This window comes from Pseudomonas sp. GD03858 (assembly GCF_029840925.1).
In the GTDB taxonomy this organism is placed as follows: Bacteria; Pseudomonadota; Gammaproteobacteria; order Pseudomonadales; family Pseudomonadaceae; genus Aquipseudomonas.
In genome coordinates this window covers 1-19,864 of sequence record NZ_JAOCDM010000110.1, presented here as the reverse complement: position 1 = coordinate 19,864, position 19,864 = coordinate 1, and the positions used below count along the sequence as shown (strand labels likewise).

Below are 19,864 nucleotides of genomic sequence, written 5' to 3'. Positions count from 1 at the left end.
AAAAAGAAGCCCCGCACAAGGCGGGGCTTCGGGTGTTGCAGGCAGCGGTATCAGTTGCCCTTGACCGCCTTGCCATCGACCGTGCCGTCCTGCAGCACGATCACGTATTCCTTGCCATCGGTCTCGACCTGACGCAGCTGCACCAGCAGGTAGTCCCAGTCCTTGGCGAACCACAGCTCGGTGATGCGCTTGCTCTGACTTGGGTCGCGCACGCGCTCGACCTTGACCGCATCGACCTGACCGGTCTTGGTGGCGACTTTTTCAGTGCCCAGTACGCGGAAGTCGTAGGTGTCGATCTCGTCGCCATCGACCACCTGATAGGTCATGCTTTTCTTGCCGGCTGCCACGTCATGCTGCAGGGCCAGCTGGTAGGACGACTTGTCCAGCACGCCGCGGTTGAGCGGCAGGCTGATGGCGTCGCCACGGTCGCTGCCGGTGACCTTCTTGCCGGTCCAGTCGAAGTTCAGGTCGACTTTCTTGGCCTTGCCCAGGCCACCACGTTCGAAGTGGTACTTCTGTGGCAGCAGGATGTCGTTCTCCATGCGCAGGGTGCTTTGCTCGGTGAGGCTGGCGATCATCATGGAGGCCTTGAAGTTAAGGTCCCAGGTACCGTTGGCATTCTTGACCAGGCTGCGTTCGGCGGTGCCGCTCATGGGCAGCTGCTTCCAGTCGGCGGTGTAGCTGGCCGCGAAAGGCTTCAGATCAGCTGCCTGGAGGGGCAGGGCGAGCACGGCGAGAGCCAAGAGCAGGGCGCGACGCATAAATTCTCCTAGGATCGAATCAAGTGACCGCTGGCCGCCAGCGGCTGGCCATCCAGTAATGCACCCTGTTCGCCCAGACGCAAGCGTCCTTCGGCGAACCAGCGCACCGCCAGCGGGTAGATCTGGTGTTCCTGCAGGTGCACGCGCTGGGCGAGCGTCTGCGCGGTGTCATCCGTTGCCACGGGCACCACAGCCTGTACGACCAGAGGCCCGCCATCGAGTTCCTCGGTGACGAAGTGCACGCTGCAGCCGTGCTCGGCGTCGCCCGCCTCCAGCGCGCGCTGGTGGGTGTGCAGGCCTTTATACCTGGGCAACAGTGACGGATGGATGTTCAGCAGGCGACCCTGGTAGTGGCGCACGAAATCGCCACTGAGGATGCGCATGAAACCGGCAAGCACCACCAGGTCGGGTTGGAAGCCGTCGATCAGCGCCATCAGCGCTGCGTCGAAGGCCTCGCGCCCGTCGAAACCGGTGTGCGACAACACGGCGGTTTCGATGTCGGCGGCCTTGGCACGCTCGAGGCCGTAGGCATCGGCACGGTTCGAGATGACCGCGCCGATGCGTGCCGGGCTGTCGCTGGCGCTGTTGCTGTCGATCAGTGCCTGCAGGTTGCTGCCGGAGCCCGACAGCAACACGACTACATTGCAGGGCATCAGTGTGCCTTGAGGTTGTGCAGCTCGACCTGGGCGGCGCCTTCGGCGGCCACGTCGATGCGACCGATCACCCAAGGTTGCTCGCCTTCGGCGCGCAGCACGGCCAGGGCTTTGTCGACCTGGTCCTGGGCCACGCAGATGACCATGCCCACGCCGCAGTTCAGCACGCGGTGCATTTCATGCTCGTCGACGTTGCCTTTTTCCTGCAGGAAGTCGAATACCGCCGGACGCTGCCAGCTGGCCACGTCGACCACGGCCTGGGCGCCTTTGGGCAGTACGCGCGGGATGTTGTCCAGCAGGCCGCCACCGGTGATGTGGGCCATGGCCTTGACCGCGCCGGTCTGCTTGATCAGCTGCAGCAGGGGCTTTACGTAGATGCGGGTCGGCGCCATCAGCAGGTCGGCCAGCGGCTTGCCGTCGAGCTGGGTGTTGTCGATGTCGGTGCCGGACACTTCGAGGATCTTGCGGATCAGCGAGTAGCCGTTGGAGTGCGGGCCGGAGGACGGCAGCGCGATCAGGGCGTCGCCGGTGACCACTTTCGAGCCGTCGATGATCTCGGCCTTTTCCACCACGCCGACGCAGAACCCGGCCAGGTCGTAGTCTTCGCCTTCGTACATGCCGGGCATCTCGGCGGTTTCACCACCGACCAGCGAGCAGCCGGCCAGTTCGCAACCGGCGCCGATGCCGGTGACCACGGTGGCGGCCACGTCGACGTTGAGCTTGCCGGTGGCGTAGTAGTCGAGGAAGAACAGTGGCTCGGCCCCGCAGACCACCAGATCGTTGACGCACATGGCGACCAGGTCCTGGCCGATGCTGTCGTGCTTGTTCAGGTTCAGCGCCAGGCGCAGCTTGGTGCCGACGCCATCGGTGCCGGAGACCAGCACGGGCTGCTTGTAGCCGGCCGGGATCTCGCAGAGGGCGCCGAAGCCACCCAGGCCACCCATGACCTCAGGGCGTGCGGTGCGCTTGGCGACGCCCTTGATACGTTCGACCAGTGCTTCGCCGGCGTCGATGTCTACACCGGCGTCTTTGTAGCTCAGGGAGGGTTGCTTGCTCATTGATCCAGGCCTTTAAGAGGGAGGGATTCGTGGAAAACGACCGGACGGCCAAGGTGTACGTCACTGGTCTGCGAAGGCGCGCGATTTTATCAGGATTGCCCCGCAGCGGCCATCCTCAGGCCGACGGGCAGGCGGCAAAACCGGGCAAAAAACCTGTTTCTCCGTGCGTGACTGGTTGGCGCGCCGGGGCCTGTATAAGGTATAGCCATGGCGACGACTGGAAATGACCGATGACGGGGAGCAATTTGCCACCTCGCGCGGTCACAGCCGAACGATCGATACGCGTCGCCCCTTGGTCATCTGGACAGGAATCCTCAATGCGTCTTCTCAATTTCCTCGCTGCGGGTTGCCTGGCCTGCGTCGCCGTCGCCGCGCAGGCCGAAACCGTTTCCGGCCTGTACCAGGTCCGTGAGCCACTGGACGGGCAGGGCAGCGAGGCTCGCGCCCAGGCCACCGGCAAGGCCCTGGACACCCTGGTGCTGCGCCTGACCGGCGACCCCAAGGCGCCGCAGAACCCGGCGCTGGCCGCGTTGCGCAAGGATCCGCAGCAGATCATCAACCAGGTCGGGACCGAGGCCGGGCCGCCCGAGTCGGTGCTGGTCGAGTTCGACCCCGGCAGCACCGAACGCGCCTTGCGCCAGGCAGGGCTGGCCTTGTGGGGCAGCAACCGACCCTCGATCCTGGGCTGGTGGCTGAACGACAGTGTCGAAGGCAGCAACCTGGTGGGCGATGGCCAGAGCGCCGCCGAGCCGCTGCGGCGTGCCGCCCAGCACCGGGGCTTGCCGCTGCGCCTGCCATTGGCCGACCTGCAAGAGCAGTTGGTGGCCAACGCCAAGCAGCTCGAAGGCAATGACCCGGCGCCGTTGCGCGAGGCGTCCGAGCGCTATGGCGCCGATGCGCTGCTGGCCGTGCATGCCCACGAGGCCGATGGCAAGTGGCAAGGTAAATGGCAGTTGTGGCTGGGCGATCAGCGCGAGCAGGGCAGTGCCGAGGCGGCCGATCAGGCGGCCCTGGCCGATGCGGTGCTGCTGGCGGTGAGCAGTCGCCTGGCGCCGCGTTACGTCACCCGACCGGGCGCCAGCAGCGATCTGCAGGTGCAGGTGCAGGGCATGAACCTGCAGCGCTACGCCGAGCTCAGCCGCGTGCTGGAGCCTTATGCTGGCCGGCTGCAAATGGCCGACGGCGGCACGCTGACCTATCGCGTCACCGGCAATCGCGAGCAACTGCGCGCGCAGTTGGGCCTGGCCAAGCTGCAGGAGCTGCCTGTCGAGCCGCCGGCACCCGCGCCTCAGGCCGAGCCCGGGGCCGTGCCCCCTGTCGTTGCCAAGCCGTTCGACGGCTTGCGTTTTCGCTGGTAAGGAGTGACGCCGATGACCGACATGCGTCGCTGGATCTGGCTGGGCGTGGCACTGGTGATCGCCGTGCTGCTGTATTTCCTGCACAACATCCTCTCGCCGTTCCTGGTGGGCATACTGCTGGCCTACCTGGCCGATCCACTGGTCGATCGTCTGGAGCGGCTGGGGTTGTCGCGCACCTGGGGCGTGGTGGTGGTGTTCAGCCTGTTCACCCTGATCTTCCTGGCGTTGCTGCTGATCCTGGTGCCGATGCTGGCCAAGCAGCTGGTGCGCCTGTACGAGCTTGCGCCGCAGATGCTCGACTGGCTGCAACATGTGGCCTTGCCCTGGGTGCAGAGTCGCCTGGGATTGGCCGATGGCTTCTGGAAGTTCGACAAGATAAAGGCCGCTATCGGCGAGCACATGGGCCAGACCACCGATATCGTCGGCATGCTGCTGTCCCAGGCCACCGCCTCGAGCCTGGCGCTGATCGGCTGGCTGGCCAACCTGGTGCTGATCCCGGTGGTGGGCTTCTACCTGTTGCGTGACTGGGACCTGATGATGGCCAAGCTGCGCAGCCTGCTGCCGCGCCAGCGCGAGCCGCAGGTGGTGGCGTTGGCCGGGGAGTGCCATGAGGTGCTGGGGGCGTTCGTGCGCGGGCAATTGCTGGTGATGCTGGCCCTGGGCGTCATCTATTCCACCGGGCTGATGCTGGTGGGGCTGGAACTGGGCCTGTTGATCGGCATGCTGGCCGGGCTGGCGGCGATCGTGCCGTACATGGGCTTCATCATCGGCATCGGCGCGGCGCTGGTCGCTGGGTTGTTCCAGTTCGGTGGCGAGCTGTACCCGATGCTTGGCATCGTCGCGGTGTTCATGGTCGGGCAGGCGCTGGAAGGCATGGTGCTGACGCCATTGCTGGTGGGCGATCGCATCGGCTTGCACCCGGTGGCGGTGATCTTCGCGATCCTGGCCGGTGGCGAGCTGTTCGGTTTCACCGGCGTGCTGCTGGCGTTGCCGGTGGCGGCGGTGATCATGGTGGTGCTGCGGCACATGCATGACCTGTACAAGGAGTCGGACATGTACGCGCAGGATATCGACCCCGATCTGTAGCACTGCTTCGCGGCAAGCGGGCTCTCATAGGATTCCTCAGTCCTGTGGGAGCGGCGGTGCGCCGATGCGACTTGCCCGCGAACACCAGCAAGGCTGGTGCCATCCAGCACGCGCCAGAATTACGCAACTTCTTGATTTTGCTTGCGCTATTTCCTTCGCCGATTGTGCCGCCCGCGTTGCGGGTATAGACTTTGCACACTGTTCACCAAAGGCCCCCTGTGGTCCTCGCGACCGCCAGCCAGCATGAAACCGATCCAGTTGCCCCTGGGTGTGCGTCTGCGCGACGACGCCACCTTCATCAACTACTATCCGGGCGCCAATGCCGCGGCATTGGGTTACGTCGAGCGGCTATGCGAAGCCGACGCCGGCTGGACCGAAAGCCTCATCTACCTGTGGGGCAAACAGGGCGTGGGCCGCACTCACCTGTTGCAGGCTGCCACCCAGCGTTTCCAGCAGTTGGGTCAACCCGCCGTCTACCTGCCCCTGGCGCAATTGCTCGATCGCGGCGTCGAGCTGCTCGATCATCTCGAACAATACGAGCTGGTGTGCATCGACGATCTGCATGTGATCGCCGGCAAGGCGGATTGGGAAGAGGCCATGTTCCATCTGTTCAATCGCTTGCGCGACAGTGGCCGGCGCTTGTTGCTCGCCGCTTCCAGCTCGCCGCGCGAGCTGCCGATCAAACTGGCCGACCTCAAGTCGCGGCTGACCCTGGCGTTGATTTTCCAGATGCGCGGCATGTCCGACGAAGACAAGCTGCGCGCCTTGCAACTGCGTGCCTCGCGCCGGGGCCTGCACCTGACCGACGAGGTCGGCCACTTCATCCTCACCCGCGGTACGCGCAGCATGAGTGCGCTGTTCGACCTGCTCGAACGTCTCGACCAGGCCTCCCTGCAGGCTCAGCGCAAGCTGACTATTCCATTCCTCAAGGAAACCCTCGGCTGGTAGCCTTGAAAACACGGTGCCAGAGCGTCAAAACGGAAAAGTCACATCTTTTTCGATAAAATTTGCAAATGGGTCCGATAGAGGGCATAGTTTCCCCCTTCTAAAGGACTACAGACACGGTCGTGCCCATGCTGAAGCGCTTCGCACCCCTCGTGCCACTTGCACTTGTCACCCTTCTTTACGGCTGCGCCTCCACCGGCCCGGTCGCACCCTCGCAGGATTCTCGCGTGGCCACCGAGCAATCGGTCAAGGCCAAGGCTTCCGTCTCTTCCGTATTCACCGAGGAAGAACTGGCCAGCGAAGAGGATCTCGAGGCATTTTCCAGCAACAGCAAACCGTACCAGCTGCCTGTGCTGGCCGACAGCATTCTCGAGCGTGGCATGTCGCTGATCGGTACCCGCTATCGCTTCGGCGGCACCTCCGAGAAGTCCGGTTTCGATTGCAGCGGTTTCATCGGCTACCTGTTCCGTGAGGAAGCCGGCATGAACCTGCCGCGCTCGACGCGCGAAATGATCAACGTCGACGCACCGAAGGTCGCGCGCAACAAGCTCAAGCCGGGCGACTTGCTGTTCTTCAGCACCAGCGGTCGTGGCCGTGTCAGCCATGCCGGGATCTACCTGGGTGACAACCAGTTCATCCACTCCAGCAGCCGCCGCAGCGGTGGCGTGCGCATCGACAGCCTGGGCGATCGCTACTGGAGCAAGACCTTCATCGAGGCCAAGCGCGCCCTCGCCATGGCGCCGACCACGATCTCGCGCAATTGATTTGATATCAAAATGCTGTAACCTCGCACGGCGGCGTAGCTGAAAAAGCTCGCCGCCGTGCGCATTTACAGAAAGCGTCTAATCTAAATTCTCAACTCTTTTTACCTTCGGCCGTGGCCGTGGGGTTCTCGACAGGACGTTCGCATCATGGCGATGTTGGCGCGCTTCGCACTCCTTTCCCTGGTGGCCCTGCTCGCGGCCTGCTCCAGCCGTGCGCCCGCACCGGCACCGGTCCCCAAGTCGCCAATGGTGTTCAATCCAGCGCCTTCCTCGCCGGCGGCGGACGATGTGCTGTTCCGTGCCATCGGCCTGGTGGGCACGCCGTACCGCTGGGGTGGCAATACGCCCGACTCCGGATTCGATTGCAGCGGCCTGATTGGCTATGTGTACCGTGACGCTGCTGGAATCAGCCTGCCGCGCTCGACCCGCGAAATGATCGTCATGCGTGCGCCCAACGTGGCTGTCAACGCGCTGCAGTCCGGCGACCTGGTGTTCTTCGCCACCAGTGGCGGCTCGCAGGTCAGCCATGCCGGCATCTATGTGGGCGAAGGGCGCTTCGTCCATGCGCCGTCCACAGGCGGGACCGTGCGCCTGGACTACCTGTCCAACAGCTACTGGGCCAAGGCTTACCTGCAGGCCAAGCGTGTGCTGCCACCAGGCCACCTGGCACAGAATCCCTGAAGCCTGAGCGCTCCCCCGGAAGCGCTTGCACGTTTCGACCTGACCACACAGATATCTACCGCTTCGCGTTGGTGGCCTGCCGTCAGGATGCTCGTTCGAAAACGACATCCAGGAGTGGGGCATGAGCACTATCAGCGAGCGCGTGGAGCGCAGTCTCGACACATTGGACGCTGGGCGACCGATCATTCATCTGGTGAGCAGCATCATCCGCGATTACCCGGATCCTTACGCGCTGGCCCGCAAGCATGCGCAGCGTATCGTGCTCAAGCATACGGGCAAGGCGATGGATCCGCGTTTTGTCTGGTGGCATCAATTCGACGGCGCCAGCTCCAGCAGCCGCAGTTTCACTGGGTGGGAGCACAGTGGTGTGCCGAAGAAGTCCATGCACTTGGCCGAACTGGTGGTCCAGCGTTTCGATGCCCGGTTCCAGCAGGCACCGGACGAACTGGATCTGTATGGTGGCTTCTATCGTCAAGGACGCCACGCCACGGCGTTCAATGAGCGCAACGAGCTACCGATGCTCGGCAGTGCGGTGCAGCAGGACCTGTGGGCGCTGGATTTCGCCGTGGCCTATCGAGCCGAGCTGGCGAGTTTCTGGTCGACTTACGGTGCGCAGTTTCGCGTGCTCGCCAAGATCAACTTGCTGGGCCAGGCGCATGCGGCAAAGCGCGAGGGGCATATCACCGTCGAAGACTGGACACGTCTGCGCGCCATGGTCAGCAATGAGCTGAGCATTACCGGTGTACCGACCCTCGACCAGTTGCAGCGCGACAGCACGGAGAATCCGCTGGTCGCCAGCCGCTATGCGATCGACCGGGTGGATCGGGGCTGTCTTTACAGTTTCGCCGCTCAGGATGGCAGGGTGGTGCTATACCGCCCGTGGGCGGCCGAGGCGCTCAGGGGGTTCGAGTCGGAGCGGGCCATGGCCGCATGGTTACGCGCCCAGTTGCACGATACCGACACGCTGGCGGTCTATTTGCAGGCGGCCCATGTCGATGAGCGTGACACTGAGCGAATGACGCAGATCAAGGCCAAACTCAAGAGCTTGGGCGACAGCCATTCCGATCAGGCGACCCAGGCGCTGCTTTCTTACCTGCGCATGCCGATCGCTGGCGAAATGTTCAGGTACCTGGGTGATCGGGCTCATGAGGAAATGCAGCAGAATGCCGCAGCCATGCTCGACAACGCCGATTTGCGCAAAGCGATGTGGAGTGGCTATCTGGCGGCGTTCTTGAGGGTGTTCGGCGGCTTTGCGCCGCTGGGTTGGCCAATGACCCTGACCCTGCTGGGGGCCAGTGTTGCCAAAGTGGCGCTCGATGTCGACGTGGCTGCCAATGCCGTTGACGACCAGACTCGCCGGGCGGCGCTGAGCGATGCCATTTTCGACAGTGTGTTTGCGGCGCTGAACATGGCTGACCTTGGCTTTCAGTCCAGTTTCGCCTCCTTGACCTATGAGGCCGCGATCAATGAGCGTGGTGCCTCGCTCACTGACTGGCAACCCACGCGGTCGGTCTCGCCGGCCTTGCAAGGCTATGAAGCCAATCAGGTGTTGAACGATGAACTGGCGCTGTCGGGAAGGCTTCGCGGCATACGCATCGACGAGCAGGGCGGCTGCTGGATCGTCCTGGATGGTCTGACCTACCGTGTGCGCTACAGCCAGGACTTGGCCGTGTGGTTGATCGTGCCCGCCAACGATCCTTTCGCCTTCGCTCCCCTGCATCCGGTGCGCCTGGATGACAGCGGCGCATGGCAATTGCTGGAGCCGCCACGGTTGCTGGGAGGAAGCCCGCCGTCAATCGAGGGCGTGCCCAACACCACTTCGCGTTTCTGGGACGGCTACCTGAAGGCGGATTCGCTGCACAGCAGCGTGGCATCCGCCAGCGCGTTGCACAGGCAGAAAGCGCTGTTGCAGCGGCAAGGGGCTGTGCCAGCACTTGTCCCAGGCGCCGCGCCGACGCTGGACAGCCATGGCCTGGACTGTGTGATGGTGGCTGGTGCCCTGAGCTATTCCTATCGCTACGACCGGGAATACTTCAACTCGCTGATCGAGTACTACACCAGCGACGAGTCCAAGGTGAACGACGTGTTCCGATCGGGTAACTATCGCTACGGTGATGAGGATGACTACATCAAGGACCTGGCCGACAGCCTCGAGCGCCTGCCCAGGAACAACACCGTAAAACTCTATCGGGGTGGGCACAGCTCGCGGGGTACCGGTGGCGATGCATATCGGCAGCGACGATTGCGTGTTGGCGATGTGCTGGTCAACACCGATATCACGTCTTTCACCGAGAACCCTTACAAGGTCGGAGAGTTTGCCTCCACCAACAGAACACAGGCACTGGACAGCATGGTCGGGGTGTTCGATGACAGCTCGATCATCTTCGAGCTGCCCGCTGGACAGTACCAGAGTGGGACGCCTATCAGTCCGTTCTCTCTTTATTGGGACGAGGGTGAGACGGTGTTTCTGCCAGGCAGCTACTTTCGCATCGACAAGCTGGAGCAGGTTTACGGCGAGCACTACCATTTCCTTCATGTCACGCTGAGTCAGACGGTCGCTCCGTTGTCGGGGGCGGTCTACGATCTGCGCACTGGCCAGGTGTTCGACCGGGCGCGCTTCGTCTCGCGGCTCCGAACAGCGGCCTTGGCGCAACGCTTCTTTCCGGCCCCGGCTGCCTCGACCTCAAGCCTGCTTGAGCAGTAACGCCACACCAGGGTAGTACTGCCCCAGTTCGTTGTGCAGCTTGCGATAGGCATAAGGGAAGTACCAGGCGATCGCACACGCCGTGTGCTTCCCCAGATCGCTCACCAGGTCCTGCAGCTCCTCGGGGCTGGCGTGCTGGCCGGCTTTCCATGGCGTGACGAACAGCGCGCCGGCCTTGAGCTGGCTGCCATAGGCGATCGACTTGGCCTGGGTCGCGGTTTCCTGCAGGGTCAGCGCCAGGTCGAGGCGGGCGATGCGCGGCCAGCGCTGGTTGGCGTGCAGGTACAGCGATTGCTCGGCGCTGCTGATCGACAGGTCGCAGCGTCCGTCGCGCTCTCCCTCATCTCGATGTTTTTTGCTCGCATGGTGTTCCAGCGCCACCAGTTCGCCTTGCCAGGCGGCTGCGGCGAGCAGGCCGATGTTGGTGGCCGTGTTGTGCCAGTAAGGCGCCTCGTTGTCGCCCTGCAACTGATTGAAGCGATCGATGCAGTCCATCCAGCGTTCGAGGGCCGGGCGCACGAACTCCAGGTGTGGGTTGTTGATGATCAGGCCTTGCATGCTGCGCGCTCCTTGTAATTGTGATCGAGGTCAGCGAAGTGATGGCTATGTGATATCACTGTCGGGCACTTGGCACAAGCCGGCGGACCCGCCATTGGTCCGGGGTGATCCACCGCCCTCGATTGACGCTCAGGGTGCAACCCTCTAACCTTCGCGGCGTGTTTCAGGTGCCCTGCGAGCCTCAAGGTTCGGCAGGGTGAAACTGGGAAGCCGGTGGGCGCCGACAGGGCGCGATTCCGGCGCTGCCCCCGCAACGGTAGGTGAGTCGAAGGCCGCGCAGGGCCACTGGGTGATCGACCCGGGAAGGCGCGCGGTTTCGGGCCAAGCCCGCTCACGAGCCCGGAGACCGGCCTGTAACTGCCAACGGCATCACGGAGGGTGATGCGCGGTGCGATATGGCCTGTGCCATGCCCCTGCGCGCTCTTCGTCTGCCTGCCTTTCATCTGTCGCCGCCCCTGCGACAGCCTGCGGAGACCCCTGATGAGCGAATCCCCCGACCGCGACGAACGTCACCTGGCGCGCATGCAGCGCAAAAAGGCGCTCATCGACGAGCGCATCGCCAATTCCCCCAATGAATGCGGCCTGCTGCTGGTGCTGACCGGCAACGGCAAGGGCAAGAGCAGCTCGGCGTTCGGCATGCTCGCCCGTGCTCTGGGCCATGGCATGCAGTGCGGCGTGGTGCAGTTCATCAAGGGTCGCAACAGCACCGGTGAAGAACTGTTCTTCCGCCGTTTCCCCGAGCAGGTGCGCTATCACGTGATGGGCGAGGGCTTCACCTGGGAAACCCAGGACCGTCAGCGCGACATCGCCGCCGCCGAAGCCGCTTGGGCCGTATCCCGCCAGTTGCTGCAGGACCCGTCGATCCAGTTCGTCGTGCTCGATGAACTGAACATCGCCCTCAAGCATGGTTACCTGGACCTCGACCAGGTGCTCTCGGACATCCAGGCCCGGCCGCCGATGCAGCATGTGATCGTCACCGGCCGTGCCGCCAAGCCGGAAATGATCGAACTGGCCGACACCGTCACCGAGATGGGCATGCTCAAGCACGCCTTCCAGGCCGGCATTCGCGCGCAGAAGGGCGTCGAACTGTGAGCGAGCCGCGCCATTGTCCCGCCGTGCTGATCGCGGCACCGGCCTCCGGCCAGGGCAAGACCACGGTCACCGCGGCCTTGGCTCGCCTGCACCGCAACCTTGGACGCAAGGTGCGGGTGTTCAAGTGCGGGCCTGACTTTCTCGACCCGATGATCCTCGAGCGTGCCAGCGGCGCGCCGGTCTACCAGCTGGACCTGTGGATGATCGGCGCCGACGAGAGCCGCCGGCTGCTGTGGGACGCGGCGGGCGAGGCCGACCTGATCCTGATCGAAGGCGTGATGGGGCTGTTCGACGGCACGCCATCGAGCGCCGATCTGGCTCGCCATTTCGGCGTGCCGGTGCTGGCGGTGATCGATGGTACGGCCATGGCCCAGACCTTCGGCGCCCTGGCCCTGGGCCTGGCGCGCTACCAGCCCGACTTGCCGTTCGCTGGGGTGCTGGCCAACCGGGTCGGCAGCCTGCGCCATGCGCAACTGCTCGAAGGCAGCCTGACCGAGGGCCTGCGCTGGTATGGCGGGTTGTCCCGCGAGCGCGGCATCGAGCTGCCTAGCCGGCACCTTGGTCTGGTCCAGGCCAGCGAGTTGAATGACCTGGATGCACGCCTGGACGCCGCCGCCGAAGCGCTGGGCGCCAGTTGCGATGCCGCGTTGCCGCCACCGGTCCGGTTTGCCGAGCCTGAGCCGGTGAAGGTGACCTCGTCGCTGGCCGGAGTGCGCATCGGCGTGGCGCGCGACGAAGCCTTTGCCTTCACCTACGGTGCCAACCTTCATTTGCTGCGCGACCTGGGCGCGCGGCTGGAATTCTTCTCGCCGTTGCACGACCGCGAGCTGCCCGTGGTGGATAGCCTTTATCTGCCTGGCGGCTATCCCGAGCTGCACCACCAGGCGCTGGCCGCCAATGCAGCGATGCTGGACGCGATCCGCGCCCATCATGCAGCCGGCAAGCCATTGCTGGCTGAGTGCGGCGGCATGCTCTACCTGCTCGACGCACTGACCGACGTCGCGGGCGAGCGCGCCGCGCTGCTCGGGCTGCTACCGGGCGAGGCGACCATGCAGAAGCGCCTGGCGGCCCTGGCCTTGCAGGCGGTCGAACTGCCCGAAGGCACCCTGCGTGGCCACACCTACCACCATTCGCTGACCAGCACCGAGCTGGCGCCGATCGCTCGCGGCCTGAGCCCCAATGGCGGCCGCGGCAACGAGGCGGTCTATCGCCTGGGGCGCCTGACCGCGTCCTACGTGCATTTCTACTTCCCCTCCAACCCGGATGCGGCGGCGGCGCTGCTGCGACCATGAGCCGACACGCCTACAGCGAAGCCGAGCGCCAGGCCATCTACCGGGCCATCGGCGAACGCCGCGATATGCGCCATTTCGCCGGGGGCGAAGTAGCCCCCGAGTTGCTCGGGCGTCTGCTCGCAGCTGCCCACCAGGCGCCCAGCGTGGGTCTGATGCAACCGTGGCGGTTCATCCGTATCAGCCAGCGTGCCTTGCGCGAGCGGATCCAGGCGCTGGTGGAGCAGGAGCGGGTGCGCACCGCCGAGGCCCTGGGCGAACGCTCCGATGAATTCATGAAGCTCAAGGTCGAAGGCATCAACGACTGCGCCGAAGTGCTGGTCGCCGCGTTGATGGACAAGCGCGAGGCGCACGTCTTCGGCCGCCGCACCCTGCCCGAGATGGATCTGGCTTCGCTGGCCTGCGCCATCCAGAACCTGTGGCTGGCGGCACGCGCCGAAGGGCTGGGGATGGGTTGGGTGTCGCTGTTCGACCCCGAGGCTCTGGCCGAGCTGCTGGGCATGCCTGCAGGTGCGAAGCCCATGGCGGTGCTGTGCCTGGGGCCGGTGACCGAGTTCTATCCAGCGCCGATGCTGGTGCTGGAAGACTGGGCCGAGCAACGGCCGCTGAGCGAGATGCTGTACGAGAATCATTGGGGAGAGCGTCCATGAGCGTGGCCTTGCTGGCCGTGGCGGGTGTGGCCCTGGATGCGCTGCTGGGCGAGCCACGCCGGCGTCATCCGCTGGTGGGCTTCGGCAACTTCGCCTCGCGCCTGGAACAACGTTTCAACGCCGGCGGGCGCGGCTGGCGCAGCCATGGCGTTACCGCGTGGTTCCTGGCGGTGGTGCCGCTGACCCTGCTGGCGCTGATCCTGTCCTGGCTGCCGTACATCGGCTGGCTGGTGGATGTGCTGGCGCTGTACTGCGCTCTGGGCCTGCGCAGCCTGGGCGAGCATGTGCTGCCGGTGGCCCAGGCATTGCGCCAGGGGGACCTGGCCGAGGCGCGGCGGCGCGTCGGTTATCTGGTCAGTCGCGAGACCCGCGAGCTGGACGAGCCCGCCGTGGCCCGGGCGGCCACCGAGTCAGTGCTGGAAAACGGCAGCGACGCGGTGTTCGCCGCGCTGTTCTGGTTCGTCGTGGCCGGTGCGCCGGGGGTGGTGCTGTACCGCCTGAGCAATACCCTGGATGCCATGTGGGGCTATCGCAACGAGCGCTTCGAACGCTTCGGCTGGTGCGCGGCGCGCATCGACGATGGGCTGAACTATATTCCCGCCAGGCTGGTGGCGCTGACCTATGCGCTGCTGGGCAAGACCCGCCTGGCCCTGGCCTGCTGGCGCAGCCAGGCGCCGCTGTGGGACAGCCCCAACGCCGGCCCGGTGATGGCCGCTGGTGCCGGCGCGCTGGGCGTGGAGCTGGGCGGCCCGGCGGTGTATCACGGCGAGCTGCATGAACGGCCGCGCCTGGGTGAAGGGCCGATGGCCGACGCCGATGCCATCGAGCGCGGTTGGAGCCTGGTGCAGCGCGGCGTGTGGCTGTGGGTGCTGTTGATCTGTGTGGGAGCCTATCTGAATGCTTGAACACGGTGGCCGCCTGCTGCGGGCGGTGAAACAGTACGCCATCCCTCGGGAACAGTGGCTCGACCTGTCCAGCGGTATCGCGCCATGGCCTTACCCGATACCGTCGATTCCGCTGGACGCCTGGGCCCGGCTGCCAGAGACCGAGGACGGCCTGGAGGCGGCGGCGCGGCAGTACTATGGCGCGCAGCCGTTGCTGGCGGTGGCCGGTTCTCAGGCGGCGATCCAGGCCTTGCCGTACCTGCGCCCGGTCGGGCGGGTCGGGGTCCTCTCGCCGTGCTATGCCGAGCACCCGCATGCCTGGGCACGGGCAGGGCACACGCTGGTCGAGCTGGACGAGAGCAAGGTCGAGGACGTGCTCGACAGCCTCGACGTCCTGGTGCTGGTCAACCCTAACAACCCCACTGGCCGCCGGGTAACCCGCGAACGCCTGCTGGCCTGGCATGCGCGCCTGGCCGAGCGCGGTGGCTGGCTGCTGGTGGACGAAGCCTTCATGGACAACACGCCCGAACACAGCGTGGTCGAGCAGGCCGGGCAACCGGGCTTGATCGTGTTGCGCTCGTTCGGCAAGTTCTTTGGCCTGGCCGGTGTGCGGCTGGGCTTTGTTGTCGCCCAATCCGATGTGCTGCGACGCCTGGCCGAGGCGCTCGGGCCCTGGACTGTCAGCGGCCCGACCCGTGTGCTGGGGCACGCCTGTTTCGCCGACGAGGCAGCGCACCTGGCGCAGATTGCTCGTTGCGCCCAGGCCAGCCAACGCCTGGCTTCGTTGCTCGACGGCGCAGGCCTGCCACCCAGCGGCGGCTGCGACCTGTTCCAGTACGTGCGTGATGAGCGCGCCGCGCACCTGCATGATTTTCTCGCCCGTCGCGGCATCCTGGTGCGCCTGTTCGAGCAGCCGCTCGCGCTGCGTTTCGGCCTGCCCGCCACGGCGGCGGACGAACAACGCCTGGCCCAGGCCCTGGCGGACTACCAGAAGGAATCGGCATGACCACCCTCATGGTGCAAGGCACCACCTCCGATGCCGGCAAGAGCACGCTGGTCACTGCCCTGTGCCGCTGGCTGCTGCGCCAGGGCATCGCCGTGGTGCCGTTCAAGCCGCAGAACATGGCGCTCAACAGCGCCGTGACCGCCGACGGCGGCGAGATCGGTCGCGCCCAGGCAGTGCAGGCCCAGGCCTGCCGGCTGGCGCCGCACACCGACATGAACCCGGTGCTGCTCAAGCCCAACAGCGACACCGGCGCCCAGGTGATCGTCCATGGCCGCGCGGTGACCAGCATGAACGCCGTCGCCTACCACGACTACAAGGCCATCGCCATGCAGGCGGTGCTGGCATCCCACGAGCGCCTGAGCGCAGCCTACCCGGTGGTGATGGTCGAAGGCGCCGGCTCGCCGGCGGAGATCAACCTGCGTGCCGGCGATATCGCCAACATGGGCTTCGCCGAGGCGGTGGATTGCCCGGTGATCCTGGTGGCCGATATCAACCGGGGCGGTGTGTTCGCCCACCTGGTCGGCACCCTGGAGCTGCTGTCGGCGAGCGAGCAGGCGCGGGTCAAGGGCTTCGTCATCAACCGTTTCCGTGGCGACATCGCCTTGCTGCAGCCGGGCCTGGACTGGCTGGAGCAGCGCACGGGCAAGCCGGTGCTGGGCGTGCTGCCCTACGTCACCGACCTGCACCTGGAGGCCGAGGATGGTATCGATACCCGCCAGGGGGCGAAGGGCGAGCGCGTGCTCAAGGTGATCGTCCCGGTGCTGCCGCGGATCAGCAACCACACCGACTTCGACCCGCTGCGCCTGCATCCGCAGGTGGACCTGCAGTTCATCGGCCCGGGCCAGGCGATCCCACCCGCCGACCTGATCATCCTGCCTGGCTCGAAGAGCGTGCGCGGCGACCTGGCGCAACTGCGCGAGCGTGGCTGGGACACCGCCATTGCCCGGCACCTGCGCTACGGCGGCAAGCTCATCGGCATCTGTGGCGGCCTGCAGATGCTCGGCGAGCAGGTCCATGACCCTCTGGGCCTGGAAGGGCCAGCCGGCTCCAGCGAAGGGCTGGGCCTGCTGGCGTACGGCACCGTGCTGGAGGCCGAGAAGCAACTGCGCAACGTGGCGGGCACGCTCGAGCTCGAACGGGCCCCCGTGTCGGGCTACGAGATTCATGCCGGCGTCACCAGCGGCCCGGCGCTGGAGCGTCCGGCGGTGCAACTGGCCGATGGCCGCGTCGACGGCGCCATCAGCGCCGACGGGCAGATCCTCGCCACCTACCTGCATGGCCTGTTCGAGGGCAGCCAGTCATGTGCCGCGTTGCTGCGCTGGGCCGGCCTGGCCGATGCGCAGACCATCGACTACGAGGCCCTGCGCGAGCGTGATATCGAGCGCCTGGCCGACCTGGTCGAGCAGCACCTGGACACCGCGCGCCTGCGCCAACTGTGTGGAGTCGCCTGAAGTGCGCAACCTGATCCTCGGCGGCGCCCGTTCGGGCAAGAGCCGCCTGGCCGAGCAACTGGCCGATGCCAGCGGCCTGCCGGTGACCTACATCGCCACCAGCCAGCCGCTGGATGGCGAGATGAATGAACGCGTGCGTCTGCACCGCGAGCGCCGTCCGGCCCATTGGGGGCTGGTGGAGGAGCCGGTGGCGCTGGCTGATGTGCTGCGCGCCGAAGCCGCCGAAGGGCGCTGCCTGCTGGTGGACTGCCTGACCCTGTGGCTGACCAACCTGCTGATGCTCGAGGATGACCTGCGTCTGGCACAGGAGCGCGACGCGCTGCTCGATTGCCTGGAACAGCTGCCGGGCACCCTTATCCTGGTCAGCAACGAAACCGGCCTGGGCGTGGTGCCCATGGGTGAACTGACCCGTCGCTACGTCGACCTGGCGGGCACGCTGCACCAGGCCATGGCCGAACGTTGCCAGCGCGTGGTGCTGACCGTGGCCGGCCTTCCTCTCATGCTCAAAGGACCTGCCCTATGACCCAGATGTGGTGGCGTGACGCCTGCCAACCCCTCGACACCGCCGCCATGGACCAGGCCCGCGCCCGTCAGCAGCAACTGACCAAACCCGCCGGTTCCCTCGGCCAGCTCGAAGGCCTGGCGATACGCCTGGCCGGCCTGCAAGGGCGCGAGCGTCCCAGCCTGGAGCGTGTCGCCATCACGATCTTCGCCGGCGACCATGGCGTGGTGGAGGAGGGCATCTCCGCCTATCCGCAGGCGGTGACCGGGCAGATGCTGCGCAACTTCGTCGGCGGTGGCGCGGCGATCAGCGTGCTGGCGCGTCAATTGGAGGCCGACCTTGAGGTAGTTGACCTCGGTACCATCGACCCGACGCTGCTACTGCCCGGTGTCCATCACCTGAACCTCGGGCCCGGCACCGCCAACTTCGCCCGCCAGCCGGCGATGACCGACGAGCAACTCGCCGCAGCGCTGCGGGCCGGGCGCGACAGTGCCCTACGCGCACTCGACAACGGTGCCCAGCTGTTCATCGGTGGCGAAATGGGCATCGGCAACACCACCGCCGCCGCGGCACTGGCCAGCACCTTGCTGGGCTGCCCGGCGCGTGAGCTGAGCGGCCCGGGCACCGGCCTGGACAGCGCCGGCGTGCGGCACAAGGCCGAAGTGATCGAGCGTGCCCTGGTGTTGCACGGCCTGCGCGCTGACCAGCCGCTGCAGGCGCTGGCCTGTGTCGGCGGCTTCGAGATCGCCGCGCTGGCCGGTGCCTACCTGGCGTGCGCCCAGCATGGCGTGGCGGTGCTGGTCGATGGCTTCATCTGCAGTGTCGCCGCCCTGGTGGCGGTCCGCCTCAATCCGCAGTGCCGCCCCTGGCTGCTGTTCGCCCACCAGGGCGCCGAGCCGGGGCACAAGGCCCTGCTGGCGGCCCTGGAAGCCGAGCCGCTGCTGGCCCTGGGGCTGCGCCTGGGCGAGGGCAGCGGCGCGGCGCTGGCGGTACCGCTGATCCGCCTGGCCTGCGCGCTGCACGGGCAGATGGCGACCTTCGCCGAGGCGGCGGTGGCGGATCGCCCGGCATGATCCTCGAACTGCTGCGCCATGGCGAGACGGAACTGGGTGGCGGCCTGCGTGGCAGTCTCGACGACGCCTTGACCGAGACCGGTTGGACGCAGATGCGCCAGGCCGTCGCCGACGCCGGCCCCTGGGACGTGCTGGTCAGTTCGCCGTTGCAGCGCTGCGCGGCGTTCGCCGATGAGCTGGGCGCGCGTCTGAACCTGCCGGTGCTGCGCGAGGCCGGTGCGCGCGAGCTGCACTTTGGCGAGTGGGAAGGGCAAAGCGCCGCGCAGATCATGGAAGTCGACGCCGATGCCCTGGGGCAGTTCTGGAGTGACCCGTATGCCTTCACCCCGCCGGGCGGCGAGCCGGTGCTGGCCTTTGCCGAACGGGTGCTGGCGGCGGTCGAGGGTTTGCGCCGTGCGTACGCAGGCAAGCGCGTGCTGCTGGTCACCCATGGCGGGGTGATGCGTCTGCTGCTGGCGCGGGCGCGTGGCTTGCCACGCGAGCAATTGCTGCAGGTCGAGGTTGGGCATGGCGCGCTGGCGCGGCTGATGCTCGATCACGACGGCCAGCTGCACGAGGTGCGATGAGATGCTGCCGTTCTGGATCGCCTTGCAGTTCCTCGGCAGTCTGCCGGTGCGCTTGCCTGGAATGCCGACGCCCCAGGAAATGGGGCGCTCGCTGCTGTTCTATCCACTGGTAGGGCTGCTGTTCGGGCTGTTGCTGTGGTTGGCAAGCCATCTGTTGCAAGGCACCGCGGCGCCCTTGCACGCGGCCTTGCTGCTGGCGCTGTGGGTGCTGCTCAGCGGCGCGCTGCACCTGGACGGCCTGGCTGACAGCGCCGATGCCTGGCTGGGGGGCTTCGGTGATCGTGAGCGCACCTTGCAGATCATGAAGGATCCGCGCAGCGGGCCGATTGCCGTGGTCACGCTGGTGCTGGTACTGCTGCTGAAGTTCTGTGCCCTCTGGGTACTGGTCGAGCGGGGCGCTGGCGGCCTGCTGGTGCTGGCGCCGGTGGTGGGGCGGGCGGCGATGCTCGGGTTGTTCCTCGGCACCCCCTACGTGCGTTCGGGCGGGCTGGGCGCGGCCTTGGCCGAACACCTGCCCCGGCGCGCTGCGAGCTGGGTCTTGCTGGGTTGTGCGCTGGCCGGCCTGGCGCTGGGAGGCTGGGCGGTGCTGTGGCCGCTGCTGGCGGCGTTGGTGGTGTTCGTGTGGCTGCGTCGACTGATGTGCCGTCGGCTGGGCGGAACCACCGGCGATACGGCCGGGGCGTTGCTGGAGCTGCTGGAGCTGACGGTGGTGGTTACCCTGGCACTACGCGCATAGCTTCAGGCTGACACGTTCCCCTGTAGGAGCGGCCTTGTGTCGCGAAA

General features: G+C 66.2%; 20 protein-coding genes and 1 riboswitch. Of the genes, 16 read left to right on the top strand and 4 right to left on the bottom strand.

All coding sequences use genetic code 11. The features are described 5' to 3' along the window. Positions 1-50: 50 nt before the first annotated feature. The 3 genes from N5D48_RS21775 to purM are packed head-to-tail and all read right to left on the bottom strand — an operon-like array spanning position 51 to position 2,472. Entirely contained in the window at positions 51-761 is a 711-nt protein-coding gene (locus tag N5D48_RS21775) for a DUF3108 domain-containing protein (protein WP_279887901.1), read from the bottom strand. An 8-nt stretch (positions 762-769) separates the two neighbouring features. Beyond that, positions 770-1,414, bottom strand: a complete 645-nt coding sequence (purN, locus tag N5D48_RS21770; RefSeq protein ID WP_279887899.1) for a phosphoribosylglycinamide formyltransferase — start codon at positions 1,412-1,414, stop codon at positions 770-772. Continuing rightward, positions 1,414-2,472, bottom strand: coding sequence for a phosphoribosylformylglycinamidine cyclo-ligase (purM, locus tag N5D48_RS21765; protein ID WP_279887897.1), 1,059 nt, complete (start codon positions 2,470-2,472; stop codon positions 1,414-1,416). The genes purN and purM overlap by 1 nt, the downstream gene beginning before the upstream one ends. A gap of 317 nt (positions 2,473-2,789) precedes the next feature. On the opposite strand from purM, the gene N5D48_RS21760 reads away from it, so the two are divergent. From N5D48_RS21760 to N5D48_RS21735, 6 genes are all read left to right on the top strand, one after another. Beyond that, entirely contained in the window at positions 2,790-3,830 is a 1,041-nt protein-coding gene (locus N5D48_RS21760; RefSeq protein ID WP_279887896.1) for a DUF2066 domain-containing protein, read from the top strand. 12 nt (positions 3,831-3,842) lie between these two features. Then, complete coding sequence (locus tag N5D48_RS21755) at positions 3,843-4,916, top strand: AI-2E family transporter (protein WP_279887894.1); 1,074 nt, start codon at positions 3,843-3,845, stop codon at positions 4,914-4,916. A 243-nt stretch (positions 4,917-5,159) separates the two neighbouring features. After that, positions 5,160-5,864 (top strand): DnaA regulatory inactivator Hda, encoded by a 705-nt coding sequence (hda, locus tag N5D48_RS21750; protein ID WP_050704543.1) that lies wholly within the window; start codon positions 5,160-5,162, stop codon positions 5,862-5,864. A gap of 125 nt (positions 5,865-5,989) precedes the next feature. Further along, positions 5,990-6,625: a C40 family peptidase gene (locus N5D48_RS21745; RefSeq protein ID WP_279887891.1), complete on the top strand. Its 636-nt coding sequence runs from the start codon at positions 5,990-5,992 to the stop codon at positions 6,623-6,625. A 147-nt stretch (positions 6,626-6,772) separates the two neighbouring features. Next, positions 6,773-7,306, top strand: a complete 534-nt coding sequence (locus N5D48_RS21740; protein ID WP_279887889.1) for a C40 family peptidase — start codon at positions 6,773-6,775, stop codon at positions 7,304-7,306. A 121-nt stretch (positions 7,307-7,427) separates the two neighbouring features. Further along, the gene (locus N5D48_RS21735; protein ID WP_279887887.1) at positions 7,428-10,010 is read left to right on the top strand and encodes a DUF6543 domain-containing protein; all 2,583 of its coding nucleotides are present in this window, start codon (positions 7,428-7,430) and stop codon (positions 10,008-10,010) included. Here N5D48_RS21735 and N5D48_RS21730 read toward each other — a convergent pair. Then, positions 9,990-10,568, bottom strand: a complete 579-nt coding sequence (locus N5D48_RS21730) for a hypothetical protein (RefSeq protein WP_279887885.1) — start codon at positions 10,566-10,568, stop codon at positions 9,990-9,992. The two genes, N5D48_RS21735 and N5D48_RS21730, sit on opposite strands and share 21 nt — an antisense overlap. 148 nt (positions 10,569-10,716) lie before the next feature. Next, a riboswitch (cobalamin riboswitch) is annotated at positions 10,717-10,938 on the top strand. A gap of 110 nt (positions 10,939-11,048) precedes the next feature. Between N5D48_RS21730 and cobO the strand changes: the two genes are divergently transcribed. The 10 genes from cobO to N5D48_RS21680 are packed head-to-tail and all read left to right on the top strand — an operon-like array spanning position 11,049 to position 19,817. Then, positions 11,049-11,660 carry a cob(I)yrinic acid a,c-diamide adenosyltransferase gene (gene cobO, locus N5D48_RS21725; RefSeq protein ID WP_279887883.1) on the top strand — a complete coding sequence of 204 codons (612 nt, stop codon included), beginning with the start codon at positions 11,049-11,051 and terminating at the stop codon, positions 11,658-11,660. Then, positions 11,657-12,952 (top strand): cobyrinate a,c-diamide synthase, encoded by a 1,296-nt coding sequence (locus tag N5D48_RS21720; RefSeq protein ID WP_279887881.1) that lies wholly within the window; start codon positions 11,657-11,659, stop codon positions 12,950-12,952. Before cobO ends, N5D48_RS21720 begins: the two co-directional genes overlap by 4 nt. Continuing rightward, positions 12,949-13,599 carry a 5,6-dimethylbenzimidazole synthase gene (bluB, locus tag N5D48_RS21715; RefSeq protein ID WP_028690901.1) on the top strand — a complete coding sequence of 217 codons (651 nt, stop codon included), beginning with the start codon at positions 12,949-12,951 and terminating at the stop codon, positions 13,597-13,599. The genes N5D48_RS21720 and bluB overlap by 4 nt, the downstream gene beginning before the upstream one ends. Further along, positions 13,596-14,504 (top strand): adenosylcobinamide-phosphate synthase CbiB, encoded by a 909-nt coding sequence (gene cbiB, locus N5D48_RS21710; protein WP_279887877.1) that lies wholly within the window; start codon positions 13,596-13,598, stop codon positions 14,502-14,504. Before bluB ends, cbiB begins: the two co-directional genes overlap by 4 nt. Then, positions 14,497-15,489, top strand: coding sequence for a threonine-phosphate decarboxylase CobD (cobD, locus tag N5D48_RS21705; protein WP_279887875.1), 993 nt, complete (start codon positions 14,497-14,499; stop codon positions 15,487-15,489). The genes cbiB and cobD overlap by 8 nt, the downstream gene beginning before the upstream one ends. Then, entirely contained in the window at positions 15,486-16,940 is a 1,455-nt protein-coding gene (locus N5D48_RS21700) for a cobyric acid synthase (protein WP_279887873.1), read from the top strand. Before cobD ends, N5D48_RS21700 begins: the two co-directional genes overlap by 4 nt. A gap of 1 nt (position 16,941) precedes the next feature. Further along, positions 16,942-17,463: a bifunctional adenosylcobinamide kinase/adenosylcobinamide-phosphate guanylyltransferase gene (gene cobU / locus N5D48_RS21695; protein WP_279887871.1), complete on the top strand. Its 522-nt coding sequence runs from the start codon at positions 16,942-16,944 to the stop codon at positions 17,461-17,463. Further along, complete coding sequence (gene cobT, locus N5D48_RS21690) at positions 17,460-18,515, top strand: nicotinate-nucleotide--dimethylbenzimidazole phosphoribosyltransferase (RefSeq protein ID WP_279887870.1); 1,056 nt, start codon at positions 17,460-17,462, stop codon at positions 18,513-18,515. The genes cobU and cobT overlap by 4 nt, the downstream gene beginning before the upstream one ends. Then, complete coding sequence (gene cobC / locus N5D48_RS21685) at positions 18,512-19,081, top strand: alpha-ribazole phosphatase family protein (protein WP_279887868.1); 570 nt, start codon at positions 18,512-18,514, stop codon at positions 19,079-19,081. The genes cobT and cobC overlap by 4 nt, the downstream gene beginning before the upstream one ends. Before the next feature lies 1 nt (position 19,082). Beyond that, on the top strand, positions 19,083-19,817 hold the full coding sequence (locus N5D48_RS21680; protein ID WP_279887866.1) for an adenosylcobinamide-GDP ribazoletransferase: 735 nt from the start codon (positions 19,083-19,085) through the stop codon (positions 19,815-19,817). Positions 19,818-19,864: the final 47 nt, after the last annotated feature.